The organism is Amycolatopsis sp. NPDC051061, from assembly GCF_040682935.1.
Lineage (GTDB): Bacteria > Actinomycetota > Actinomycetes > Mycobacteriales > Pseudonocardiaceae > Amycolatopsis.
Window position 1 is genome coordinate 64,090 of the sequence record NZ_JBFBBZ010000029.1, and the last position, 23,318, is coordinate 87,407.

Here is a 23,318-nt window from a genome sequence, read left to right on the forward strand (position 1 = left end):
CTCCCCCCGGTGTCTGCCCGTCTATCGGCGCCGGTTCCGTTCCGTTACACGGCTGACGTGCGTTTTGGCCCCTCGCGGAAATGACCTCGACGACGGCGGAAGCGCACTGAATGATGGTTTCGGAGACCGCATTCGGGGGTTTGACGGTCTCCGCGAGGGGGATTCGCCGGCACGTCCACGCGCCGGGTCCGCAGTGGCCCGGGGCCGGTTCGTGCCTGCCTTCTTCCTTCGTGACCACGGGTGGACCGACGAAAAGGGGAACGATGACGAAGATGAAGCGGCTCATGGTGACGGTCGCCGCGGCGGCCGGGCTGTTCGGCCTGGTGGCCGTCCCGCAGGCCGGCGCGGCGCCGGCCGACGGCAAGGGGACGACGGTCGCGTCGATCGGCGACCTCAAGCTGCGGCCGTCCAAGGTGGCCGGTGCGGCGAAGCAGCGCTCCACCAACGGGATGGCCGCGGAGGCCGTCGACCCGGGCCCGTACCTGCTGGAGTCCGCGGGCTTCGGGCGCTGCTGGGACGCCGACACGAACACCATCAACGCCAACGGCACGAAGATGCAGCTGTGGGACTGCAACGAGTACGCGCCGAACCAGGCGTTCTGGCTCACGCAGAACCCCGAGGGCTACTACCGGTTCCAGAACTACCAGAGCGGCCGGTACCTGGACGCCGACTCGAACACGATCGGCAAGAACGGCACCAAGGTCCAGCTCTGGGACTTCATGGCCGGCGGCAAGAACCAGTGGTGGACCCTCACCTCGATCCCCGAGGGTTACCTGCGGCTGCAGACCCCGGCCAGCCCGCGCTACCTGACCGCCGAGGGCACGGTCGGCGCCAACGGCACGCGGCTGCAGCTGTGGGACTTCATCGCGGGCGGCACGACGCAGTGGTGGTTCTGATCCGGTGATCCGGTGACGGCGGAACGCGGGCCCGGTCCGGGCCCGCGTTTCGCTTTCCGTGGACGATTCGGTGTTCAACTTAATCTTTCGTGTGAATCGCGGGAATCGGTGGCACGCGGGGTGCCGGCCCGGCAACCTGGGTTCAGGGGACACGGCCGGCGAGGGGGGACCTCGGCCGGCCGTGCACCGCCGTCCGGCGGTGAATCCACACGGGAGGGGAGCCCGAAGATGAGTGTCGATCTGTCCACCACGCTGTCCTGGACCACGGCGACCGGGGACGCCGCGGCGATGCTCGGCGAACTGCAGCCGAACATCCTCAAGGCCCACGTCCGCGACCACCTTTCCGCGCTGTTGCTGACTTTCGGCGACGCGGCGGAGGCGCGGGCGTTCCTGGTTTCGGTCACCGGGAAGATGAAGTCCGCCAAGGCCCACCTCGACGAGGTCGGCGCGTTCAAGGACGGCGGCGCGGCGGGCACGCCGTACGTCGGCGTCGGGCTCACGGCGGCCGGCTACCACACTCTCGGCGTCGAGAACTTCCCGCAGGACGAAGCGTTCCTGCGCGGGATGGCGGCGCCGGACACGCGGCGGAAGCTGAACGACCCGCCACGCTCGACGTTCGATCCGGGCTACCACGGGGAAATCCACGCCGTCGTGCTCGTCGGGGACGCCACAGACAAGGCGATGACCGCGCGGCGCAACGAAATCCTCGATCTGTTGCCGGATTCCGCCGCCGTGCTGGCGGAAGAGACCGGCCTCGGCCGCGTCAACGCGCGCGGCGAGGGCATCGAGCACTTCGGGTACGTCGACGGTCGGAGCCAGCCGCTGTTCCTGACCGAGGACGTCGACGCGGAGAAGAACAACACCGACGGCATCAACGTGTGGAACCCGGCGGCGCCGCTGTCCCAGGTATTGGTGCCGGACACCGCGGCACCCGATCCGGCCGTGCACTTCGGCAGCTACTTCGTCTTCCGCAAGCTGGAACAGAACGTGCGGCGGTTCAAGCAGGCCGAATCGGACTTGGCGGACACGCTCGGCCTGACCGGTGCGGACCGGGAGCGCGCCGGCGCGATGATCATCGGCCGGTTCGAGGACGGCACGCCGTTGACGACCCAGCGCGAAGACGGCGCGGAAAGCCCGGTGTCGAACAACTTCACCTACGACAGCGACCGCGCGGCGCTGAAGTGCCCGTTCCAGGCGCACATCCGCAAGACGAACCCCCGCGGGTCCGGCGGCGCCGAGGAGCCACCCGGCGAGCGCCTGCACCTGATGGCGCGCCGAGGGGTCACCTACGGCGAGCGGCCGGACGACCCGAACGCCGACGTCCCGCCCGCGGCGCGCCCGAGCGGCGGGGTCGGGCTGTTGTTCATGGCGTTCAACTCGGTGCTGGGCAACCAGTTCGAGTTCACGCAGGCGGTCTGGGCGGACAACCCGGGCTTCCCGATCGTCGACGGCGTCACGCCGGGGCTGGACCCGGTGATCGGGCAGGGCGAGCGCGGAACGTCGGACTACACCGTCGAGTGGGGCGGATCGGCGCAGCGCACGGCCGGCCCGGTGCCGCAGTCGGTGACCTTGCGGGGCGGTGAGTACTTCTTCATGCCATCGCTGGCTTTCCTGCGCACCCTCTGATCACCTTCGCCATCCCCGGCCCGAAGTCGGGCCGGGGGTGGTCAGCGCCGCCAAACGTCGCGAATGACTCATTCGGGACCTCCGACGCCCCCAATGACTCATTCGCGACACCCGACCCCGCGCGCGTCAAGCCGGGCCCAGCAGGTCCAAGGCCAGCAACCCCGCCCCCAGCCGTCCGGCCTCGTCGCCCAGCTTCGCGATCCGCAACTCCGGCATCCGCTGAAAAGTCAGGTGCGAAGCCAGCCACTCCCGAACCGGCTCCAGCACATAGTCCGCCGCCGTGAACAACCCGCCCCCGAGGATGATCACCTCCGGGCCCAGCAGCGTCAGCAACGTCCGGATCCCGTGGCCCAGGCCGTCGAGCGCGTCCTGGACCACCGCCACCGCCACCTCGTCACCGTGGCGGGCCAGCTCGACCACCTCGCGGGCGCCGTCGGCCGCGCGGCCCGTGCGCTCGGTGTAGCGGCGGGCGATCGCCGACGCCGACGAGATCGCCTCCAGGCAGCCGATCGCGCCGCAGCCGCACTTGCCCGGGTGGCCGACGTCGATGTGCCCGACCTCGCCCGCCTGCCCGTGCGCGCGGTGGATCCGGCCGTCGAGCAGCAGCGCCGCCGCGATCCCGGTGCCGACCGGGATGAACGCCGCGTTCGTCGCGCCCTGTCCCGCGCCCACGCGGAACTCGGCGATGCCGCCCGCGGTGACGTCGTGCCCGAACGCCACCGGCAGCCCGAGCCGCCCTTCCAGCAGCTCGCCGAAGTGGACCTCGCGCCAGTCGAGGTTGGCCGAGAAGTGGCAGACGCGGGTCTCCTCGTCGACGATCCCGGGCACCACGACGCCAACGGCGGCGGGTGAGTCCGTCCCCGCCTGCTCCGCCAGCGCGGCCACGATGTCCCCGACCTGCGCGGCCAGCGCCGTGCCGTCCGCGCTGCGCGCCGTCTCCGCGCGCAGCGTCGCCCGGGGCTGCAGCTGCTCGTCCAGCAGTGCCGCCTTGATCGTCGTCCCGCCCACATCGAGGGCCGCCACCATTCGAGTCACCGCGGCATTGTCACATTGACGCGGCCCAAACGGCGGACCTACGCTCAACCGGCCAGACGAGGAGATTCCGGAACGCGGTGCAAGTCCGCGCGGTCGCGCCACTGTGACCCCCGCCCCGGGGGAAGCCAGACCCGGATCCCTTCGTGCAGACCCCGATGAGGCCGCGAAAGCCCGAGGAGGCCACGCTCATGTCCCACACGGCAGCTCCCGCCGTCCCGCTCCCGATCCGCATCCCGATCCGTGAGATCGTGCCGTGGGCGGTGTTCGTGGTGCTCCTGGCCCTGATCGCGCTGTACTTCGTGAGCGCCGAGCAGGGCGCGACCGCGGTGTTCGCGAACATGTACGTCCACGAGTTCGTGCACGACGGCCGGCACCTGCTGGCCTTCCCCTGCCACTGATCGGCGGCACGACCTCAAATGATGAAGACCCTGCTGGTCCGCGGCATGCTCGCGGGCCTGATCGCCGGCGTGCTCGCGTTCGGGTTCGCCTACGCCTTCGGTGAGCCGTCGGTCAACACCGCCATCGGGCTCGAGGAGTCCGGCGGCCACGCCCATTCCCACGATGCGGGCGCCGCGCCCGTTGAAGAACACGAGGAAGAGCTCGTCCCGCGGGACATCCAGAGCACCGTCGGGCTGCTCACCGGCGTCGTCGTCTACGGCGTCGCGATCGGCGGCCTGCTCTCGCTCGCCTTCGCGTTCGCCCAGGGCCGCCTCGGCAGCCTTCGCCCCCGCGTGACGGCGTTGCTGCTCACCGGCGGCGCGTTCGCCGTCGTGTTCCTGGTCCCGTTCCTGAAGTACCCGGCCAACCCGCCGGCGGTGGGCCAGCCCGGCACGATCGGCTCGCGCACCGAGCTGTACTTCGGGTTCGTCGCGGTGTCGCTGCTGGTGGGCATCTTCGCGACGGTGCTCGGCCGCAAGCTCGCGGACCGCTTCGGCGCCTGGAACGGCTTCCTCCTGGCCGCGGCGGGCTACCTCGTCGTGATCGGCGTGGTGGCCTGGCTGATGCCGGTGGTCGACGAGGTCCCGGCGGACTTCCCGGCCTCGACGCTCTGGAGCTTCCGCACGGCTTCGGTCGGCACCCAGGTGGTGCTGTGGCTGGCGCTGGGCCTGGCCTTCGGCGCTTTCGCGGAGAAGTCGCTGACCAAGAAGGCCGTGGCCACCGCCGGTTCGTGATCTCGGTCCCTCAGGATTTCCCCGCCGGGTCGGGGATTCCGGAGGGGGACCCTTGTTCGACGAAACGCGCTCGACGCTGTCCAGCCACGACCGGACGACCGTCCGCGGCCCCGTCGAGTCCCCCGGGACCGACGGGGCCCGGGAGGCGGTCTGCACCTTGCGGCAGGTCAGCGGGAAGCTCACCGGGCCCGTCCTCCCCTGACGGCTAAGGCGCGCCGGGCGGGACGAACGGCAGGCCCATCGGCGCGCCCCGGTCCAGCAGGGTGCGCAGCGCCGCCGTGTCCAGGTGCTCACCGACGGCGTCGGCCAGCTTCTCCAGCATCTCTTCGCGCAGGTCGGCGAAGCCGGGAGCGTCCGGCGCCGGGGTCCACTCGACGCCGGCCTGGGCCGCCGCTTCGATGAGCCATGCACGGCGGAAGGCGTCGTTCTCGAAGGCGCCGTGCCACATCGTGCCCCAGACCGCGTCCTGGTGTACGCCGTCCAAAAAGGACTCCTGCCCCGGCGGCGCCGTCACCGAGCCGTGGTGGATCTCGTACGCGTCGACGCGGTTGCCCCGCCAGTCCCCCGCCGGGCGGGCGAGCACCTTCTCCGCGGCGAACGTCACCCGCGCCGGCAGCAGACCCAGGCCCGGCACCTCGCCGGCCCCGGACTCGACGTCGTCCACAATGGACTCGGCCAGCATCTGGTAGCCGCCGCAGATGCCGAGCACCGGCCGGCCCGCCGCGGCGCGGGCGGCCACCGCCGTGTCGAGGCCGCGGTCGCGCAGCCAGGCCAGGTCGTCCACGGTGGCGCGCGAGCCGGGCAGCACCACGACGTCCGCCGTCGCGACGGTGTCGGGGTCGGCCGTGAGCGTCACGGTGACGCCGGGTTCGGCGGCGAGGGCGTCGACGTCGGTGGCGTTGGACGCGCGCGGGAAGCGCACGACGGCGACCCGCAGCCCGCGGCCGTGGGCCTCGCGGCGCCAGCCCGCGGCGGCGAGGGCGTCCTCGGAGTCGATCCAGACGCGGTCGAGCCACGGGAGCACGCCCAGCACCGGCCGGCCGGTCACCTTTTCGAGGCTGTCCAGGCCGGGGCGCAGCAGGCCGACGTCGCCGCGGAACTTGTTGACCACCCAGCCCGCGACGAGCGCCTGGTCCTCGGCCGAAAGCAGGGCGAGGGTGCCGAACATGGCGGCCAGCACGCCCCCGCGGTCGATGTCGCCGACGACGAGCACAGGCAGCCCGAACCGCCGCGCGAGCCCCAGGTTGACGTAGTCGCCGCCACGCAGGTTGATCTCGGCGGGACTGCCGGCGCCTTCGCAGACGACGACGTCGTAGCGGGAGGCGAGGTCTTCGTAGGCGGCGAAGGCGATCTCGGCGAGCCCGGCGCGGCCGGTGGCGTACTCGCCGGCTTCGAGGGTCCCGAAGGGCTTCCCGAGCGCGACGACGTGACTGCGCCGATCACTGCCGGGCTTGAGCAGAACGGGGTTCATGGCGGCCTCGGGCTCGACCCGGGCGGCGCGGGCCTGAACCCACTGGGCGCGCCCGATCTCGGCACCGTCGGCGCAGACCATGGAGTTGTTGGACATGTTCTGGGCTTTGAAGGGGGCGACGCGGACGCCTTGGCGAGCGAGCCACCGGCAGACTCCGGCGGTGACGAGGCTCTTCCCGGCGTCGGAGGTCGTGCCGGCGATCAGGAGGCCGCTCACCGGGCGGCGCCCGCGGCGACCACGGCCGCCGCCGCTCCCACCAGCCGGGACAACCGCACCGCCCGTCTCAAGTCGACCGGCTCCGGATCGCGTCCCTCGCCGAGCCGGGCCCGGCTCTCCACCTCGCCGCCGTAGCTGTTCGTCCCGCCGAGCCGGATGTCCAGCGCCCCCGCGAACGCCGCCTCGACCTGCCCCGCGTTCGGGCTCGGGTGCCGTCCGCCGTCGCGCCGCCAGACCCGCCACGCACTCCGCGCGCGGCCTCCCGCCAGCGGCGCGCACAGCGCCGTGAGCGCCGCTCCGATCCGCGACGGCACCAGATTGGCCACGTCGTCGGCCCGCGCCGCGGCCCAGCCGAAGTTCCGGTACCGCGGTGACCGGTAGCCGACCATCGCGTCGAGCGTGTTCAGCGCGCGGTAGCCGAGCAACCCCGGCATCCCGGCGACCGCGCCCCAGAACAACGGCGCGACCACGGCGTCCGAGGTGTTCTCGGCGATCGACTCGGTCGCCGCGCGGGTCAGCTCGGCGGAGTCGAGCGTCGTCGCGTCGCGCGCGCAGAGGTGCGAGAGCCGTGTACGCGCCGAAGGTACTTCGCCTGCTTCGAGCAGGCGGGCCATTTCGGCGCCTTCGGCGGCGAGACCGCGTCCGCCGAGCACTACCCAGGTACACACAGCAGTGAGCGAGAAGCGCGCGAAGGGGCGTCGCCGCGTCGCCGCCTGAAGCGCGACGCCAAGGCCGACAACTCCGAAGGCGCACAACCCGGCGTACGCCGCTCCGCGCGGCTTCGAGTCCGCCCACAGGACGCGTTCGAGGCGCGCGGCCGCCGATCCGAAGATCGCCACCGGGTGCCCCCGTCGGGGGTCGCCGAACAGGGTGTCGACGACGTATCCGGTAACGAGTCCGGCCGCGGTTGTCCCTAGACGGAGTGGCACGTGGCGCACGGTAGCGCGTGCACCACAATGCCGGGTATGACTGTGCCCAACGCCGCCTCCGCGGGGAAGAAAACGTCGGCGGGGCTGACCCACCGGCTCGCCGGGTATCTCGAGGCCCTGGCAGGCGCCCTTCGCCGGTACGGACGCGACGAAAGCAAGGTGCTGGTCCTCGGTGGCGTCCGCTCGGGGAAGTCGCGGCACGCCGAACGGCTCGTCGCCCGCTACCCGCACCTCGTCTACGTCGCGCCCGGTCTCCCCGCCGGCGGCGACGACGCCGAATGGGCCGCGCGGGTGGCCGCGCACCAGGCACGGCGGCCGTCGCACTGGAAGACCGTCGAGACCACGGACCTGGCGGGCACCCTCCGCAAGGCGACCGAGCCGCTGCTGATCGACTGCCTCGGCACCTGGCTGTCCCGCGTGCTGGACGACGTCGGCGCGTGGCGGCAGCAGCCGGGCTGGGAGCACCGGCTGGACGACCGGCTCGAGGACTTCCTGGCCGCGTGGGCCGCGGCGCGGGTGCCGGTGGTCGCGGTCAGCAACGAGGTCGGCAGCGGTGTGGTGCCCGCGACGTCGTCCGGCCGGCTGTTCCGTGATGTGCTGGGGGCACTGAACAACCGGGTGTCCGCCGACGCCGACCGGGTCGTGCTGGTCGTCGCGGGCCGGGCGCTCGACCTGTAGCCAGGAGGCGCCCGTGTTCGACGTTCCCGTGCCCGACCCCGCCGCCCGCGCCGCCGCGCTCGAGCGGCTCGACGGCCTGGTCAAGCCGCTCGGCGCGCTCGGCAGGCTGGAGGAGATCGCCGCCTGGCTGGCCGCGGCGCACGGGAGCGTGCCGCCGCGTCCGCTGGACGACGTCCGCGTGGTCGTCTTCGCCGGCGACCACGGCGTGTCGGCGCTGTCGGCGTACCCGCGCGAGGTGACGGCGGCGATGGTGCGGGTGTTCCTGGCCGGCAAGAGCGGCGTGAACGTGCTGGCGGCGCAGGTCGGCGCCCGGGTCCGGGTGGCCGACCTGGGGGTCGACTGGGACGGCGCGGACGTGCCGGCCGCCGTCACGGCCCACAAGATCCGCCGCGGCTCGGGCTCGATCGACGTCGAGGATGCTTTGGAGCCGGGTGAGGCGCAGGCGGCGTTCGAGGCGGGCCGCGCGATCGCCCGCGAGGAAGGCGACGCCGACCTGCTGATCCCGGGCGACATGGGGATCGGCAACACGGCGATGTGCGCGGCACTGGTGGCGGCCTCGCTGGGCCTGCCGGCCGCCGAGGTGGTCGGCACGGGAACGGGCGTCGACGCGTCCGGGCTGGAGCGCAAGACGGCGGCGGTCGCGGCGGCGCTGGCGCGGACTTCGGGCCGGGTCGAGGACCCTTTCTCGCGGTTGACGGCGTTGGGCAGCGCGTGTGTGGCGGCGACGGCGGGGTTCCTGGTGGAGGCGGCGTTGCTGCGGATCCCGGTGCTGCTGGACGGGGTGTTCTCGGGCGCGGCGGCCCTGGTCGCGCGGGACATCGCGCCGGGGGCGGAGCGGTGGTGGCTGGCCGGGCACCGGTCGACGGAACCGTCGCAGGCGTTCGCGCTGAAGGCGCTGGGTCTGGAGCCGATCCTGGACTTCGGGCTGCGGCTCGGGGAAGGGAGCGGAGCGGTCCAGGCGGTCCCGACGCTGCGAGCGGCGCGGGCGATCATCGCGGACATGGGCCTGCTGGCGGACCTGGCTTGAGCCGCTGGGCCGACTCCGTGCGGATGGCCGTCGGGACGCTGACCACCGTCCCCGTCCCGGCGCCGCGCGTCATCGACCGGCGCGTTGCCGGGGGCGCCATGATGCTCGCCCCTCTTGCCGCGATCCCGCTCGCCGCGGCTGCCGGGCTCATCGTGGCCGCCGGCATCGCCCTCGGCCTCCCGGCGATCGCCACGGCGGCCCTCGCCCTCGGGGCCGTCGCCCTCGGGAGCCGGGGCCTGCACCTCGACGGGCTCGCCGACACCGCCGACGGCCTCGGGGCCTCCTACGACCGCGCCAAGGCCCTCGACGTCATGCGCCGCGGCGACTCCGGCCCCACCGGCGTCGCCACCCTCGTCTTCGTCCTGCTCGTCCAGGTCGGCGCGCTCACCGGCGCCGACCACCCGATCAGCGCAGTCGTCGCGAGTGTGCTCATCGGACGCTGCACGCTCTCGATGTCCTGCGCGCGCGGGGTCCCGTCCGCGCGGCCGGAAGGGCTCGGCGCCACCGTCGCCGGCTCGGTCCCGAGAACCGTCGCGATCGCGATCGCCGCCGGCGCCGCCACCGTGGCCGCCCTGATCCCCGGGATGGACTGGTGGCGGGGCCCCCTGTCCGTCGCGATCGCCTACGCCGTGGCCGCGGCCCTCCTCGCCAGGTGCACCCGGCGTCTCGGCGGCGTCACCGGCGACGTCCTCGGCGCCGGGGTCGAGGTCGCCGTCGCCGCCTCGCTGCTCGCGCTCGCGTAACTGTCGTACCTCCTTCCTACAGTGAACGTGTGAACCGGACCGACCGTCTCTACGCCCTCGTCGAAGAACTGCGCGCCATCGCGCCCCGGCCGCGCAGTGCGCGCTGGCTCGCCGACCGTTTCGAGGTCAGCGCGCGCACGATCGAGCGTGACATCGGCGCCCTGCAGCAATCGGGCGTGCCGATCTACGCCGAGCCCGGCCGCACCGGCGGCTACTGCCTCGACAAGGCGCACACGCTGCCGCCGGTCAACCTGACGCCCGGTGAGGCCGTCGCCATGGCACTCGCGCTGAAACACCTCGACGGCACGCCGTTCCGCACCGAGGCCGCGTCGGCATTGCGCAAGCTCGTCGCGGCCATGCACCACGACGACGCCGCCGCGGCCCAGGACCTGGCCGCCCGCGTCCACGTGCTCGGCAAGAGCTCGCCCCCGCCGATACCCCGGGAGGTCGCCCACGCGCTCGCCGCCGGCCGCGTCCTGCGCATCGGCTACGGCGACCGCCAAGGCGCCGTGACGCGGCGGGAGGTCGAACCGCTCGGGTACGTCGGCAAGCCGACGCACTGGTACCTGATCGCGTGGTGCCGGCTGCGCGGGGAAATCCGCGCCTTCCGCACCGACCGGATCACGTCGGTGACGGTCACCGCCGAAGTGCCCCCGCTCCGCCTGCTGCGGCGCGAGGACCTCGACATCCCCTACGGCGTGGTCGAGCAGCTCAGCTTGGCGGGGTGAACACCGAGAAGTGGTTGCCGGCCGGGTCGAGCAGGTGCGCGAAGGTCACGCCGACCGGATTGACCGCCGGCGGCCGCTGTACTCGCCCGCCGGCGGCCTCGACCTTCCGGCAGGCGGCGTCGACGTCCTCGACGAGCACGCTGAAGATCGCGTAGTTCTCCGTTCCGGTGAACAGCCCGCCGCGGGAGCCGCCGGTGTCGATGACCCGGTAGGCCGGGCTGGTGCTGGCCGTTTCGTCCTGGCCGGTCCGCCAGCCGAAGACCTCGCCGTAGAACCGTTCGGCGACCGCCGGCTCGTCGGTGCCGATCTCGAACCAGGCGACGTCGTTGAAGCGGGGCATGGCGGTCCTTTCTCCGTCACACCGGGCGTTTCCCGGCGACGAAGACCACTTTCCCGGGCTCCGGCGACAACCCCCTGTCGGTGTTTACCAGATTTTTCGGAGCGCGCTCGTGAACGCGTCCGTCACCCCGCGGTCGCGGACCGCCAACCGCAAGTGGTCCGGGCCCAGACCGGGGAACGTGTCTCCCCTCCGCACCGCGTAACCCGCATCGCGCAGCCGGGCCCGCACCGAAGCGCCGTCCGGGACCCGCACCAGCACGAACGGGCCGCGCGGGTCGCCCAGCACCGCGACACCGGCCTCCGTCAGGCCGGACACCAGGTACTCGCGGTCGGCCTCCGCCGCGATCGCCAGCTTTTCCGCTTCCTCCACAGCGGACGGACGGCAGCACGCCACCGTCGCCACCCCGGCCAAAGTGGACACCGACCACGGCACCTGCACCGCCCGCAGCCGCTCGATGACGTCCGTCGCGGCGAGCACGTACCCCGCCCGCAACCCGGCCAGGCCCCACGTCTTCGTCAGGCTGCGCAGCACGACGACGCCCGGGACACCCGCGGCCAGGCTTTCGCTTTCGCCGGGGACCGCGTCCAGGAACGCCTCGTCGACCACGAGCAGGCGCCCGGGCCGCGTCAGCGAACGCAGCGACGCCGCCGGGTGCAGCACCGACGTCGGGTTCGTCGGGTTGCCCACGAACACCAGGTCGGCGTCGTCCGGGACCAGCGCCGGATCGAGCACGAAACCGTCCTCTTCGGACAGGATCACCCGCGAGACGGCGTGGCCGGCGGCCCGCAGTGCCGCCTCCGGCTCGGTGAACTGCGGGTGCACGACCACCGCGTGGCGCGGCCGGAGCGCCGAAGCCAGCAGCGTGAACGCTTCTGCCGCACCCGCCGTGACCAGGACTTCCGACGGAGGACGGCCGTGGCGCGCGGCCACCGCGCGCTCGGCGTCCACAGTGGACGGATAAGCCGCCAGGGAGTCCAAAGCGGACGCCAGCTCCTGCCGCAACCACTCGGGCGGCCGCGGCAGCCGGACGTTCACGGCGAGATCGACCAGCCCCGGCCCGACCTCCCGGTCGCCGTGGTGGTGGAGGTCGTAGTCACGCACAGGCCCGGACCCGGCTCGCGAAACGCTGCGCCAGCTCGGGATACCCGGCCCAGTGGACGTGCAGGTAGGACGCGTGCAGCGTCGGCGACGCGAAGCCGTCCAGCTGCCGGTCCCAGCCCCACGCCGCCGAAGCGCCGTGCGACGGCGTGACCTCGGTGCGGTGGAACTCGTGCCCGGTGACGCGCTGCCCGGCCGTGGCCAGGACGTTGTCCTCGACGGCGACCGCGCGCCGGTAGCCGAGCTTGCCGCGCGCGGTCATCTTCGCGTCCGCGGGCACCGCGCCGACCATCGGCTGGCCGTCCAGCGACTGGCACAGGTACAGCAGGCCCGCGCATTCCGCACTGACCGGCATCCCCCGCGAAACCGCCGAAGCCACCTCGGCACGCAACGCCGTGTTCGCCGACAGCTCCGCCGCGTGGACCTCGGGGAACCCGCCGCCGAAGTACAGCCCGGCGCACCCGTCGGGCAAGGCCTGGTCCCGCAACGGATCGACGTCGACCACGTCGACGCCACAGGCGGCCAGCAGTTCGATGTTCTCGGTGTAGCGGAAGGTGAACGCCGGCCCGCCCGCGGCGGCGACGGTGACCCGGGGACCGTCCACACCGGACGGCGACCACGCCGGAGAAGAAAGCCGCGAAGCCCCGGACGCGATCCGGACGATCGCTTCGAGATCGACGCCGTCACGCACCCACGCGGCCAGTGACGGCAGCACGCGCTGCGCCTCTGATGCCCGCTCCGCCGCCGGGACGAGCCCGAGGTGCCGGCTCGGCGCGTGAATCTCTTCGTTGCGGTACAACGCTCCCAGCAGCGGGACGCCGGTGGCCTCCAGCGCGGCCGCGATCTCGTCGAGGTGCCGCTGCGAGCCCAGCTTGTTGAGGATGACCCCGGCCAGCCGCACCCGCGTGTCGTAGGAAGCGAACCCGAGCACGGTCGCGGCGACACTGCGCGACGCCGCCGACGCGTCCACCACCAGCACGACCGGCGCGTCCAGAAGCCTGGCGACGTGCGCGGTCGAGGCGTAGCCCTCGGTGCCCAAAGCGCCGTCGAACAGGCCCATCACGCCTTCGATGACGGCGATGCCGGCGCCGGCGGAACCGTGGCGCAGCAAGGGGATCAGCTGGTCTTCGCCCTGCAAGAACGGGTCGAGGTTGCGCGCCGGGCGTCCAGTCGCGAGGGCGTGGTAGCTCGGGTCGATGAAATCCGGCCCGACCTTGTGCCCGGAGACGCGGTGCCCGGCCTCGCGCAGCGCCGCCATCAGCCCGGCGGCGATCGTGGTCTTGCCGTGCGCCGAACCGGGCGCGGCGACGACCACGCGCGCTACCACTCGATCCCCCGCTGGCCCTTCTGGCCCGCGTCCATCGGGTGCTTGACCTTGGTCATCTCGGCGACGAGGTCTGCGGCCTCGATCAGCTCCGGCGGCGCATACCGGCCGGTGATGACGACGTGCTGGTGCCCGGGCCGCGAGACCAAAGTGGACACGACGTCGTCCACTTCGAGCCAGCCCCACTTGAGCAGGTAGGAAAACTCGTCGAGGACGTAGAAGCCGTGCGTCTCGGCGGCGAGCCGGCGCTTGATCTCCGCCCACCCTTCACGCGCGTTTTCGGCGTGGTCCTCGTCGGTCCCGGACTTGCGGGCCCAGCTCCAGCCCTCGCCCATCTTGTGCCACTCGACCGGCCCGCCCTCGCCGGTGTCGTCGTGCAGCTTGCCCAGCGCGCGGAACGCGGCTTCCTCGCCGACACGCCACTTCGCCGACTTGACGAACTGGAACACCCCGATCGACCAGCCCTGGTTCCAGGCCCGCAGCGCCATCCCGAACGCGGCCGTCGACTTGCCCTTCATCTCGCCGGTGTGCACGGCGAGCAGCGGCCGGTTGCGGCGCTGGCGGGTGGTGAGCCCATCCTGCGGGACGACTTCCGGTTTCCCCTGCGGCATCAGGCAGCCCTTCCGGTCCGGGCGCGGACGGCGCTCGTGAGGGACTCGGCGGCGACCTCGCCGAGGGGCACGTGTTCCGCGCCGAGGTGGGCGGCCAGGTCGGCGGCGAGGCCGAGCCGCATCTTGCCGCTTTCGCAGTCCATGACGACGGCGGTGACCCCGGTGAGCAGCCCGGCCGCGGCCTGGGCGCGCGCGACGGCGTCGGGGCCGCTGGTGGCGCGGCCGTCGGTGACGACGACCAGCAGCGGACGGCGCCGCGGGTCGCGGATCTCCTCGACGCGCAGCACCCGCGCGGCCTCCAGGAGGCCTTCCGCGAGCGGTGTCCGGCCGCCGGTCGGCAGGCCTTCGAGGCGGGACGCGGCGGCGTCGACGCTGATGGTCGGCGGCAGCACGAGTTCGGCGGCATTGCCGCGGAAGGTGACGAGCCCGACCTTGTCGCGGCGCTGGTAGGCGTCGAGCAGCAGCGACAGCACCGCCGACTTGACCTCGCGCATCCGCGCCTTCGCGCCCATCGAGCCGGACGCGTCGACGCAGAACAGCACGAGGTTGCCTTCGCGGCCTTCGCGGAGTGCGAAGCGGAGGTCCTGCCGGCGCAGCTTCAACCCGGCGCCGTCTCGGCCGCGGGCTTTCTGGTGCGGCGCCGCGGCTTTCACGGTCGCGATCAGGTGCGGCCGGCCGTCCTGCACGCTCGGGGGCTGGACGCCGATGGTGCGGCCGCTGTCGGTGATCGCGCGCGAGCGGCGTCCGCGCTCGCCTTCGCCCATGCCCTTGACGCGGAACACGCGGGCCTTGAACGTCTCGCCGGCGCCGACAGTCTTCTGCTGCCCGCCACTCTGCTGTTGCTGCGGCGCGTCTCCCTGCGGGACATTCTGCGGCGCTTCCTCGGGCGTCGAACCCGAGCCGGGACCGTCGTCCTCGGGACCCGGCGCCGGGGGCTGGGCGTCCTGAAGGGCCTGCTCCAGCTGCTCTTCGTAGATTCCGGGCGCGTCGAACGGGTTCCGGCGGCGCCGGTGCGGCAACGCGAGCCGCGCGGCGACGCGGACGTCGTCGGTGGTCACCTCGTCGCGGCCGGTCCAAGCCGCGTGCGCGACCGCGGTGCGCGCGGTGACGATGTCGGCGCGCATGCCGTCGACCTCGAAAGACGCGCACACCTCGGCGATCTGGCGCAGTGCGTCGTCGGGGAGTTTCACCGCCGGCAGAAGCCGTTGCGCCGCTTCGATGTCCGCGGCGAGCTGGGCGTCCTCGGCCGCGTACTCCGCCGCGAAGCCGTCAGGGTCCGCTTCGTAGGCGAGGCGGCGCCGGACGACCTCGACGCGCTGCTTGGGGTCGCGGCTGGAGGCGACTTCGACGGTCAGCCCGAACCGGTCGAGCAGCTGCGGCCGCAGCTCGCCTTCCTCGGGGTTCATGGTGCCGATCAGCACGAACCGGGCCGCGTGCGACACGGAGACGCCCTCGCGCTCCACGGTCGCGCGGCCCATCGCGGCGGCGTCGAGCAGGGTGTCGACGAGGTGGTCGTGGAGCAAGTTGACCTCGTCGACGTAGAGCAGTCCGCGGTGCGCGGCGGCCAGGAGGCCCGGCTGGTAGTCCGTGACGCCTTCGCCCAGCGCGCGTTCGAGGTTCAGCGAGCCGACGACGCGGTCTTCGGCCGCGCCGACGGGCAGCTCGACCAGCTTCGCGGGGCGCCGGTGGCTGCTCGCGCGGTCGTGCGGGCCGTCCGGGCAGAGGGGGTCGGGAGCCGCGGGATCGCAGGAAAAGCGGCAGCCGTCCACGACGTCGACGCCCGGCAGCAGGCCCGCCAGCGCGCGGACCATGGTCGACTTCGCCGTGCCCTTCTCGCCGCGCACCAGCACGCCGCCGACCGCGGGGGAGATCGAGGAGAGGACCAGCGCCAGGCGCAGGTCCGGCAGCCCGACGACGGCGGTGAACGGGTACGGCTTCAACAGCACTCCTCCAGGTCGGCGACCGGCCGATCATCGCACAGCGCCCGGCTCGCTTAGGGTGGGAAATCGTGCGCGAAAAATCACGGTTGACGGTGGTGGGAATCGGGGCTGACGGCTGGTCCGGCTTGTCGGAGCAGGCGCAGGCCTTGGTGCTCGGCGCCGACGTCGTGCTGGGTGCGCCGCGGCAGCTGGCGTACCTGCCACCGGACGTCCCGTGCGAGCCGTGGCCGTCGCCGTTGCTGCCGGGGCTCGACGCCGTCATCGCGGAGCACGTGGGGGAACGGATTTGCGTCCTGGCCAGCGGCGATCCGTTTTTGTCGGGGGTCGGCACTACTTTGGTGGCACATGGATACGAGGTCGAGGCGCTGCCCGCGGTCTCGTCGGTGACTCTGGCCCGGGCGCGGCTGGGCTGGTCCGCCGAGGAGACCGAGGTGGTGACGCTCGTCGGCCGGTCGTCGGCCCGCGTCGCCCGGGTGCTGGCGCCGGGGCGGCGGGTGCTCGTCCTGGGGGGCGACGCGGCGGCGTTGCGCTCCCTGCTGACCGTGCGCGGGTACGGCGAGAGCGAGCTGTTCGCGCTGGAGAACCTGGGCGGGCCGGACGAGCGCATCACCGACGGCTGGGCCGGCGAACCCGGGCCGCTGACGGTGTTCGCGCTGACGTGCGAGGGTCCGGCGCTGCCCTTGATCGGCATCCCGGACGACGTGTATTCCCACGACGGCCAGCTGACGAAGCGCGACCTGCGGATGTCGGCGCTGGCGCGGCTCGCGCCGAGCCCCGGCGAGCTGCTGTGGGACGTCGGCGCGGGCGCGGGCAGCGTCGGGATCGAGTGGTCGCGGCTGCACGTGCTGAACCGCGCCATCGCGATCGAGCAGAACCCGGACCGCGCCGAGCGGATCGGCCGGAACGCATTGGACCTGGGCGTGCCGGAGCTGCAGGTGGTGACGGGGCCGGCCCCGGAGTCGTTGACGGCGCTCCCACCCCCGGACGCGATCTTCATCGGCGGCGGCTTGACGGCCCCGGGCTTGCTGGACGCGTGCTTGGCCACGGGCGCGCGGCTGGTGGCGCACGGGGTGACGCTGGAGGCGGAGCGGATTCTCGGTGACGTGTACGCGGAGCGGGGCGGCGAGCTGCTGCGGGTCGCGGTCGAGCGCGCGGCGCCGCTCGGCGGGTTCACCGGCTGGACCCCGGCCCGGACGGTCACGCAGTGGAGCAGCCGATGACCGTGCACTTCGTCGGCGCCGGGCCGGGGGCCGCGGACCTCATCACCGTGCGGGGCCGGGACCTGCTCGCCCGGTGCGCCGTCTGCCTCTACCCCGGCAGCATGACCCCGCCCGACCTGCTCGCGTACTGCCGGCCCGAGGCGACACTGATCGACACCGCCGACCTCAGCCTCGAAGAAATCGTCGGAAAGCTCGTCGAGGCGCACGAGAACGGCCACGAAGTCGTCCGGCTCTGCTCCGGTGACCCCTCCCTCTACAGCGCCGTCGCCGAGCAGGCCCGGCGGCTCGACGCCAAGAACGTTCCCTACGACGTCGTGCCCGGCGTACCCGCCTTCGCCGCTTCGGCCGCCGCGCTGAAACGGGAGCTCACCGTGCCCGAAGTCGGGCAGAGCCTGGTGATCACCCGCGTCCAGGCTCGCTCCACCAAGATGCCGCCCAAGGAAACCCTCGCCGCCTTCGCCGCCACCGAGGCGACGCTCGCGCTGCACCTCGCGATCAACCACGTCCGGCGCGTGACCGACGAACTCACTCCGCACTACGGCGCCGACTGCCCCGTCGCCGTGGTCGCGCTGGCGTCCCAGCCCGGGGAGACCGTCGTGCGGGGCGTGCTCGGTGAACTGCCGGACCTGGTCCGCGAAGCCGGGATGACCCGGGCGGCCACCATCTTCGTCGGCCGGGTGCTCGCCGCCGCGGGCTTTCCGGACAGCTTCCTCTATTCCAGTGCCCGCGACCGGGCGAACCAACCGGAGTCGTTGTGACGGAACTGCACAGTGCCGATTTGCGCTGGGGCCTGCTGGCCGCCGGGACCATCGCCGCCCACTTCGCCGCGGGCGTCGACGAGAGCAAGCACGGCACGCTCGCCGCCGTCGCCGCGCGCAACGGTGACCGCGCCCGGGAATTCGCCACCCGCTTCGAGATCCCCAAGGCCTACGGCAGCTACGAAGACCTCCTCGCCGACCCGGACGTCGACGCCGTGTACGTCTCGACGCCGCACGCGCTGCACAAGGAATGGGCCATCGCCGCGGCCGAAGCCGGCAAGCACGTGCTCTGCGAGAAGCCGCTGACGCTCACCGCCGCCGACGCCGAAGAGGTGATCGCCGCCGCTCGCGAGCACGACGTCTTCCTCATGGAGGCGTTCATGTACCGCCTGCACCCGCAGACGCGGCGGCTCGTCGAGCTGATCGCGAGCGGCGCGATCGGCGAAGTCCGCGCCGTCGACACGACGTTCTCCTTCGACAGCAACCCCGAGGAGACCGCCCGCCTGTCCGACCCCGCGCTCGGCGGTGGCGGGATCCTCGACGTCGGCTGCTACTGCACCTCGCTGGCCCGGCTGGTCGCGCAGGCCGCGACCGGCCAGGACGTCGTGGAGCCCACCGAGGTCAGCGGCATGGCTCACCTGAGCCCGCACGGCGTCGACGAGTACGCCACCGGCCTCCTCCGGCTGCCCGGCGACATCCTCGCGACGATCTCCTGCGGCATCCGGCTGACCCGCGAGGACGGCATCCGCGTGTTCGGCACGCGCGGGCAGCTGTACGTGCCCCAGCCCGCGTGGATCCACCCGCTGCGGAAGCCGGGCATCTCCCGGATCGTCCTGACGCCGGCCGATGGCGAGCCGGAGGTCATCGAGGTCGAAGCGACCCAGGGCGTCTTCGCGCGCGAAGCGGACCACGTCGCCGCGCACGTCGAAGACCGGCAGGCGCCCGAGCTGACCTGGGCCGAGACGCTCGCCAACCTGCGCACCCTGGACCGATGGCGCGAAGCCGTCGGGTACGGAAAGTGATCCTCATCCTCGGCGGCACGGGTGAAGCGCGGAAGCTCGCCGAAGAGCTCGTAAGAAGCGAAGTGCACGTCATGTCTTCGCTGGCCGGACGCGTCGCGCGGCCGCGGCTCCCGGTCGGCGAAGTACGCGTAGGCGGCTTCGGCGGCCCGGAAGGTCTCGCGGCCTGGCTGCGCGAGAACGACGTGAAAGCCGTCGTGGACGCGACGCACCCCTTCGCCGAGCGCATCGGCGCGAACGCGGCGAAAGCCGCCGAAACCACGCGCACTCCCCTGCTGAGGCTCGCCCGGCCGGGCTGGGAACCGGGCGAAGAAGACGTCTGGCACTGGGCCGACGACCTCGAAGCCGCCGCGAAGAAACTTCCCGGCCTGGGTGAGCGCGTCTTCCTCACCAGCGGCCGCCAGGGCCTGCCGGCCTTCGCGCACCTCGACGACCTGTGGTTCCTGATCCGCTGCGTCGACCCGCCCGAACCGCCGCTGCCCCGCCACCACGAGCTGATCCTCGCCCGCGGGCCGTACGAGGTGGCCGCCGAGCGCGAGCTGCTCGAGCGGGTGGACGTCCTGGTCACCAAGGACTCCGGCGGCACGCAGACCAGCGCGAAGCTGACCGCGGCGCGCGAACTGGGCAAACCCGTCCTCCTGGTCCGGCGGCCGGCGAGACCGAGCACGGAAACCGCCGGAACCGTGGCCGAAGCCGTCGAATGGGTCCTGAACCGATGATCGAAGAGTTCTACGAAGTCCTGCGCAAACGCCGGGACGTCCGCGGCGAGTTCACCGGCGAGCCGGTTCCCGAAGCCACCTTGCTGAGGATCCTCGAAGCCGCGCACGCCGCGCCGAGCGTCGGGCTCACCCAGCCCTGGGACTTCGTGCTGGTCGACGACCACGCGACGCGCGAGACGTTCGCGAAGCACGTCCACGAGGAGCGCGAGGTCTTCGCGGACCAGCTCGCCGAAGACCGCGCGAGCACCTTCGCGAACATCAAGATCGAGGGCATCCTCGAGTCGAGCCTCGGCATCGTCGTCACCTACGACCCGGCCCGCGGCGCGCCCGACGTCCTCGGCCGGCACGCCATCGCCGACGCCGGCCTCTACTCCGTGTGCCTGGCGATCCAGAACCTCTGGCTCGCCGCGACCGCCGAGGGCCTCGGCGTCGGCTGGGTCAGCTTCTACCGGGAGCCGTTCCTCGGCGAGCTGCTCGGCGTCCCGGCCGGCATCCGGCCGGTCGCCTGGCTCTGCGTCGGGCCGGTGAGCAAGCTCGAATCCGTGCCGGACCTGGAGCGCCACGGCTGGCGCAGCCGCCGTCCCCTGACGGCGGCTTTACACCACGGGCGCTTCACGCCGCGTGACCCGGGGGTTGCGTCAGCCGCCGACGTCTGACCCGTTAGCGTTGCGCCGATGCGTCTGATTGCCGTAGCGCTGGGGTTGCTCTCGGCCTTGTGCGCGCTGGCTTTCCCCTTCCTGCCGGTGGTGCAGGACACGGCGGAGGTCGTCTGGCCGACCGGCAGCGACACCCGCTCCGTCAACGCGCCCTTGACCGGGTACTGGGCCCAGGACCTGCGCGCCGAGCTGCCGTGCGCGGCCATCCGCTCGGTGGACGCCCGCAGCAGCGGCCCGGGCCTGCTGTTCGCCACCGTGCCGGACGGCCGCACCGACCCGAACGCCGGCAAGGGCGTCGGCCTGCAGCTGCGCATCGACAACGGCGTGCTGTTCGCCTCCAGCCAGGGCCAGCAGATCGCGCAGCAACCGCTGCCCGCCGAAAAGTGCGACGTCGAGCTGGACGTCGACGCGACGCAGATGACGCTCGCCGTGGCCGGGACGCCGATCTTCCACGCGGGAGGCGACGTCCGGCCCCGCGTGGTCGGCATCTACTCCTCGATCAACTCGAGCAAGGACCCGATCGCCGGCCTGCACGTCTCGGTCGTGCCGGACACGCGCTACCAGACGTCGCCGACCGCGCTGAAGATCGGCGTCGGCGTGCTCGCCGTGCTGTCGCTGATCGGCTCCCTGGTCGCGGTCTGGCGCCGCGACTCCGGCTCCGCGAGACGCGCGCCGCGCTGGGCGCCGGTCGGCTGGTGGCGGCTGACGCTGCGGGACGCCACGGTGATCGCCGCGCTCGGTGCGTGGGTCTTCATCGGGCCGGTGACCTCGGACGACGGCTACATCCTGACGATGGCCCGGGTCACCGAGCAGACCGGGTTCCTCACGAACTACCACCGCTGGTTCGGGGTCGCCGAGGCGCCGTTCGGCTGGTTCTACCACGTGTTCGAGCTGATGGCGCACGTCAGCGTGGTGCCACCGTGGATCCGGCTCCCGTCGTTCCTGCTCGGCGTCCTGAGCTGGCTGCTGATCAGCCGCGAGGTCATGCCGCGCCTCGGCGCCCAGGTGCGCACCAGCCGCCCGGCCAGCTGGGCGGCGGCGACGGTGTTCCTGGTCTGGTGGATGCCCTACAACAACGGCGTCCGGCCCGAACCGGTCGCCGCGCTCGGCTCGCTGCTGGCGATCTGCGCCGTCGAACGCACCCTGGTGACGCGGCGGCTGCTGCCGCTGTGCCTCGGCCTGACCGCGGCCGGGTTCACCCTGGCCGCGACCCCGACCGGGCTGATCGCGGTGGCACCGTACCTGGTCGCCGCGCGCCCGCTGTTCAAGCTGATCCGCCAGCGCGCCAACGAGAACGGCTGGCTGCCCGTGCTCGCGCCGGTCGCCGCGGCCGGGCTGCTGGTGCTGGTCGTGGTGTTCGCCGACCAGACCTTCGCCACGGTCGAGGAGGCGACCCGGATCCGCACGCAGGTCGGCCCGAACCTGTCGTGGTTCCAGGAGCTCGCGCGGTACCAGCTGCTGTTCGCCGACCTGCCGGACGGCTCGGCGCCGCGCCGGTTCCCGGTGCTGCTGATCGTGCTGTGCACCGCCACCTGCCTGGTGATGCTGCTGCGCCGCGGCCGCATCCAGGGCGCGTCGCTCGGCCCCGCGCGCCGCCTGATCGGCACGACGGCGCTGTTCTTCCTGCTCCTGGCGCTGACGCCGACGAAGTGGACGCACCACTTCGGCGCGTTCGCCGCGGTCGGGGCGTCGATGGCGGCGCTGACCGCGCTCGCGACCAGTTCGACCGTGCTGCGGTCCAAACGCAACCGCGCCGCGTTCCTCGCCGGGCTGCTGGTCGTCGGCGCGCTGGCGGCGACCGGGCCCAACACGTACTGGTTCGTCTCGCGCCTCGGCGTCCAGTGGACGAACGTGGCGCCGTCGATCGGCGGCATCGGCCTGTCCACGATCCTGCTGGTCGCGGCCGCGATCGCGGGGATCTACGCGTTCGTGGAGAACGTCCGCGCGCACCGGCCCGGCGCCTCGCCACCGGTGCAGGAGGGCAGGCTGCGCGCGCTGCGGCTCGGGTCGCTGTCGCTGGTGGTGGTCTGCGGCCTCGTGGCGGCGGGCGAGTTCGCCACGATGGCGTGGGCGATCCACAACCAGGCCGGCAGCTACAGCCTGGGCGCGGCGAACGTCGGGCACCTGTTCGGCAAGAGCTGCAACCTGTCCGACCACGTGATGGTGGAGCGCGACGCGGCGACGAGCATCCTGCACCCGCAGTCCGAGCAGCGGACGGTCGCGGAGAAGCCCAAGGAACCGGACTCCCCGCTGCCGAACCCCGACCAGGACAACGGCCGCGTCCAGACCGGCTTCCACACCCGCTCGGTCGACGACAAGGACCCGCTGGCCGAGCCGCCGCACGGGTTCACGCCGGAGACCGTGCCGATGTGGTCGAGCTACCTGGACCCGGAGACGCGCGCGGGCCGCCTGCGCAGCGACTGGTACGCGCTGACGGAGAAGCCGGCGGACGGCCAGATCGTGGTGGCGACGGCCGGCGCGGCCCGCCGCCCGACGTCGGTGAGCCTCGACTACGGCGTCAACACCCCGGAGGGCGTGAAGGTCGTCCGCAGCCAGTTCGCGCTCCCGCCGGGCTCGGGTACGGGCGGCTGGAACGACACGCGCATCAACCTGCGCGACCTGCCCCCGGAGACGAACGCGGTCCGCATCAATATCGTCGACAACGACCTGACGGAGGACGGCTGGATCGCGGCGTCGGCCCCGCGCGTCCCGACGTTCACGACGCTGACGGACAAGATCGGCTCGAAGCCGGTGTACGTCGACTGGCCGGCGTCGTTCGTGTACCCGTGCGTCCAGCCGGTGACGTCCCACGACGGGATTTCCCAGGTGCCGGAGTACCGCATCACGGCGGGCGGCCTGGCGGACGAGGCGGAGTGGGCGTCGTCGACGAACGGCGGGCCGATCGGGTGGCTGGAGGAGCTGGCCGAGGAGCCCGAGGTGCCGAGCTACCTGATCGGGCAGCCGAGCCAGTCGTGGGGCCAGCTGCTGCAGATCGAGCCGTTCACCGAAGGCATCGCGCCGACGGTGGTGCACGGGGAGAAGACCGTGCCCGGGTGGTGGTCCCCGGGCCCGGGCCCGAGCCAGCCGAACGGCAAGGACCCGACCCGCTAGC

At 72.8% G+C, this 23,318-nt stretch carries 23 protein-coding genes; 15 read left to right on the forward strand and 8 right to left on the reverse strand.

Annotated elements, in window-relative coordinates; genetic code table 11:
• The first annotated feature begins 263 nt into the window (after nt 1–263).
• Together AB0N03_RS33135 and AB0N03_RS33140 are read left to right on the forward strand one after the other, a co-directional pair.
• Nucleotides 264–896, forward strand: coding sequence for an RICIN domain-containing protein (locus tag AB0N03_RS33135; protein ID WP_364379910.1), 633 nt, complete (start codon nt 264–266; stop codon nt 894–896).
• A 228-nt stretch (nt 897–1,124) separates the two neighbouring features.
• Nucleotides 1,125–2,522 carry a Dyp-type peroxidase gene (locus AB0N03_RS33140; protein ID WP_364379913.1) on the forward strand — a complete coding sequence of 466 codons (1,398 nt, stop codon included), beginning with the start codon at nt 1,125–1,127 and terminating at the stop codon, nt 2,520–2,522.
• Between the two features lie 126 nt (nt 2,523–2,648).
• Here the strand turns inward: AB0N03_RS33140 and AB0N03_RS33145 are convergent, their stop codons facing one another.
• Nucleotides 2,649–3,548: an ROK family protein gene (locus AB0N03_RS33145; RefSeq protein WP_364380088.1), complete on the reverse strand. Its 900-nt coding sequence runs from the start codon at nt 3,546–3,548 to the stop codon at nt 2,649–2,651.
• A 197-nt stretch (nt 3,549–3,745) separates the two neighbouring features.
• On the opposite strand from AB0N03_RS33145, the gene AB0N03_RS33150 reads away from it, so the two are divergent.
• Genes AB0N03_RS33150 through AB0N03_RS33160 form a run of 3 tightly spaced genes read left to right on the forward strand, consistent with a single transcriptional unit; the run spans nt 3,746 to nt 4,931 of the window.
• Entirely contained in the window at nt 3,746–3,955 is a 210-nt protein-coding gene (locus AB0N03_RS33150) for a CbtB-domain containing protein (protein WP_286002977.1), read from the forward strand.
• A gap of 18 nt (nt 3,956–3,973) precedes the next feature.
• The gene (locus AB0N03_RS33155) at nt 3,974–4,729 is read left to right on the forward strand and encodes a CbtA family protein (protein WP_364379916.1); all 756 of its coding nucleotides are present in this window, start codon (nt 3,974–3,976) and stop codon (nt 4,727–4,729) included.
• A gap of 52 nt (nt 4,730–4,781) precedes the next feature.
• The gene (locus AB0N03_RS33160) at nt 4,782–4,931 is read left to right on the forward strand and encodes a hypothetical protein (protein ID WP_364379919.1); all 150 of its coding nucleotides are present in this window, start codon (nt 4,782–4,784) and stop codon (nt 4,929–4,931) included.
• A 3-nt stretch (nt 4,932–4,934) separates the two neighbouring features.
• Here AB0N03_RS33160 and AB0N03_RS33165 read toward each other — a convergent pair whose 3' ends face one another.
• On the reverse strand, nt 4,935–6,416 hold the full coding sequence (locus AB0N03_RS33165) for a cobyric acid synthase (RefSeq protein WP_364379922.1): 1,482 nt from the start codon (nt 6,414–6,416) through the stop codon (nt 4,935–4,937).
• Nucleotides 6,413–7,345 (reverse strand): cobalamin biosynthesis protein, encoded by a 933-nt coding sequence (locus AB0N03_RS33170; RefSeq protein WP_364379924.1) that lies wholly within the window; start codon nt 7,343–7,345, stop codon nt 6,413–6,415. Before AB0N03_RS33170 ends, AB0N03_RS33165 begins: the two co-directional genes overlap by 4 nt.
• 36 nt (nt 7,346–7,381) lie before the next feature.
• Between AB0N03_RS33170 and AB0N03_RS33175 the strand changes: the two genes are divergently transcribed.
• From AB0N03_RS33175 to AB0N03_RS33190, 4 genes are read left to right on the forward strand one after another with little or no spacing between them, the layout of a single operon-like run.
• Nucleotides 7,382–8,023 (forward strand): bifunctional adenosylcobinamide kinase/adenosylcobinamide-phosphate guanylyltransferase, encoded by a 642-nt coding sequence (locus AB0N03_RS33175; RefSeq protein WP_364379927.1) that lies wholly within the window; start codon nt 7,382–7,384, stop codon nt 8,021–8,023.
• A 13-nt stretch (nt 8,024–8,036) separates the two neighbouring features.
• Entirely contained in the window at nt 8,037–9,050 is a 1,014-nt protein-coding gene (gene cobT / locus AB0N03_RS33180; protein ID WP_364379930.1) for a nicotinate-nucleotide--dimethylbenzimidazole phosphoribosyltransferase, read from the forward strand.
• A 23-nt stretch (nt 9,051–9,073) separates the two neighbouring features.
• A complete protein-coding gene (locus tag AB0N03_RS33185; protein WP_364380091.1) occupies nt 9,074–9,793 on the forward strand; it encodes an adenosylcobinamide-GDP ribazoletransferase in 720 nt (239 codons plus the stop codon).
• Between the two features lie 29 nt (nt 9,794–9,822).
• Nucleotides 9,823–10,521 carry a YafY family protein gene (locus AB0N03_RS33190; RefSeq protein WP_364379933.1) on the forward strand — a complete coding sequence of 233 codons (699 nt, stop codon included), beginning with the start codon at nt 9,823–9,825 and terminating at the stop codon, nt 10,519–10,521.
• Here the strand turns inward: AB0N03_RS33190 and AB0N03_RS33195 are convergent.
• The 5 genes from AB0N03_RS33195 to AB0N03_RS33215 form a co-directional block, all read right to left on the reverse strand.
• Nucleotides 10,505–10,861: a VOC family protein gene (locus AB0N03_RS33195; RefSeq protein ID WP_364379936.1), complete on the reverse strand. Its 357-nt coding sequence runs from the start codon at nt 10,859–10,861 to the stop codon at nt 10,505–10,507. The two genes, AB0N03_RS33190 and AB0N03_RS33195, sit on opposite strands and share 17 nt — an antisense overlap.
• A gap of 84 nt (nt 10,862–10,945) precedes the next feature.
• Nucleotides 10,946–11,962: an Rv2231c family pyridoxal phosphate-dependent protein CobC gene (gene cobC / locus AB0N03_RS33200; protein WP_364379939.1), complete on the reverse strand. Its 1,017-nt coding sequence runs from the start codon at nt 11,960–11,962 to the stop codon at nt 10,946–10,948.
• Nucleotides 11,955–13,286, reverse strand: coding sequence for a cobyrinate a,c-diamide synthase (locus AB0N03_RS33205; RefSeq protein WP_364379942.1), 1,332 nt, complete (start codon nt 13,284–13,286; stop codon nt 11,955–11,957). Before AB0N03_RS33205 ends, cobC begins: the two co-directional genes overlap by 8 nt.
• Nucleotides 13,280–13,894, reverse strand: coding sequence for a cob(I)yrinic acid a,c-diamide adenosyltransferase (cobO, locus tag AB0N03_RS33210; RefSeq protein ID WP_364379945.1), 615 nt, complete (start codon nt 13,892–13,894; stop codon nt 13,280–13,282). The genes AB0N03_RS33205 and cobO overlap by 7 nt, the downstream gene beginning before the upstream one ends.
• Entirely contained in the window at nt 13,894–15,834 is a 1,941-nt protein-coding gene (locus AB0N03_RS33215; protein ID WP_364379948.1) for a putative cobaltochelatase, read from the reverse strand. The genes cobO and AB0N03_RS33215 overlap by 1 nt, the downstream gene beginning before the upstream one ends.
• Nucleotides 15,835–15,902: 68 nt before the next feature.
• Here AB0N03_RS33215 and cbiE point away from each other — a divergent pair, with 68 nt between their 5' ends.
• From cbiE to AB0N03_RS33245, 6 genes are read left to right on the forward strand one after another with little or no spacing between them, the layout of a single operon-like run.
• Entirely contained in the window at nt 15,903–17,054 is a 1,152-nt protein-coding gene (gene cbiE / locus AB0N03_RS33220; protein WP_364379951.1) for a precorrin-6y C5,15-methyltransferase (decarboxylating) subunit CbiE, read from the forward strand.
• Nucleotides 17,051–17,812 carry a precorrin-4 C(11)-methyltransferase gene (gene cobM / locus AB0N03_RS33225; RefSeq protein WP_364379954.1) on the forward strand — a complete coding sequence of 254 codons (762 nt, stop codon included), beginning with the start codon at nt 17,051–17,053 and terminating at the stop codon, nt 17,810–17,812. The genes cbiE and cobM overlap by 4 nt, the downstream gene beginning before the upstream one ends.
• Nucleotides 17,809–18,834: a Gfo/Idh/MocA family oxidoreductase gene (locus AB0N03_RS33230; RefSeq protein WP_364379956.1), complete on the forward strand. Its 1,026-nt coding sequence runs from the start codon at nt 17,809–17,811 to the stop codon at nt 18,832–18,834. The genes cobM and AB0N03_RS33230 overlap by 4 nt, the downstream gene beginning before the upstream one ends.
• Nucleotides 18,831–19,550: a cobalt-precorrin-6A reductase gene (locus tag AB0N03_RS33235; RefSeq protein WP_364379958.1), complete on the forward strand. Its 720-nt coding sequence runs from the start codon at nt 18,831–18,833 to the stop codon at nt 19,548–19,550. The genes AB0N03_RS33230 and AB0N03_RS33235 overlap by 4 nt, the downstream gene beginning before the upstream one ends.
• Entirely contained in the window at nt 19,547–20,206 is a 660-nt protein-coding gene (bluB, locus tag AB0N03_RS33240) for a 5,6-dimethylbenzimidazole synthase (protein WP_364379961.1), read from the forward strand. The genes AB0N03_RS33235 and bluB overlap by 4 nt, the downstream gene beginning before the upstream one ends.
• Nucleotides 20,207–20,224: 18 nt before the next feature.
• Nucleotides 20,225–23,317, forward strand: coding sequence for an arabinosyltransferase domain-containing protein (locus AB0N03_RS33245; RefSeq protein WP_364379964.1), 3,093 nt, complete (start codon nt 20,225–20,227; stop codon nt 23,315–23,317).
• Nucleotide 23,318 lies beyond the last annotated feature (1 nt).

Coding starts and splice junctions, on each gene's coding strand:
- cobO (WP_364379945.1), bottom strand. CDS start 13,894: ATGCCGCAGGGGAAACCGGAAGTCGTCCCGCAGGATGGGCTCACCACC.
- AB0N03_RS33185 (WP_364380091.1), top strand. CDS start 9,074: ATGGCCGTCGGGACGCTGACCACCGTCCCCGTCCCGGCGCCGCGCGTC.
- AB0N03_RS33155 (WP_364379916.1), top strand. CDS start 3,974: ATGATGAAGACCCTGCTGGTCCGCGGCATGCTCGCGGGCCTGATCGCC.
- AB0N03_RS33140 (WP_364379913.1), top strand. CDS start 1,125: ATGAGTGTCGATCTGTCCACCACGCTGTCCTGGACCACGGCGACCGGG.
- AB0N03_RS33175 (WP_364379927.1), top strand. CDS start 7,382: ATGACTGTGCCCAACGCCGCCTCCGCGGGGAAGAAAACGTCGGCGGGG.
- AB0N03_RS33145 (WP_364380088.1), bottom strand. CDS start 3,548: ATGGTGGCGGCCCTCGATGTGGGCGGGACGACGATCAAGGCGGCACTG.
- cobM (WP_364379954.1), top strand. CDS start 17,051: ATGACCGTGCACTTCGTCGGCGCCGGGCCGGGGGCCGCGGACCTCATC.
- bluB (WP_364379961.1), top strand. CDS start 19,547: ATGATCGAAGAGTTCTACGAAGTCCTGCGCAAACGCCGGGACGTCCGC.
- AB0N03_RS33135 (WP_364379910.1), top strand. CDS start 264: ATGACGAAGATGAAGCGGCTCATGGTGACGGTCGCCGCGGCGGCCGGG.
- AB0N03_RS33150 (WP_286002977.1), top strand. CDS start 3,746: ATGTCCCACACGGCAGCTCCCGCCGTCCCGCTCCCGATCCGCATCCCG.
- AB0N03_RS33195 (WP_364379936.1), bottom strand. CDS start 10,861: ATGCCCCGCTTCAACGACGTCGCCTGGTTCGAGATCGGCACCGACGAG.
- AB0N03_RS33245 (WP_364379964.1), top strand. CDS start 20,225: ATGCGTCTGATTGCCGTAGCGCTGGGGTTGCTCTCGGCCTTGTGCGCG.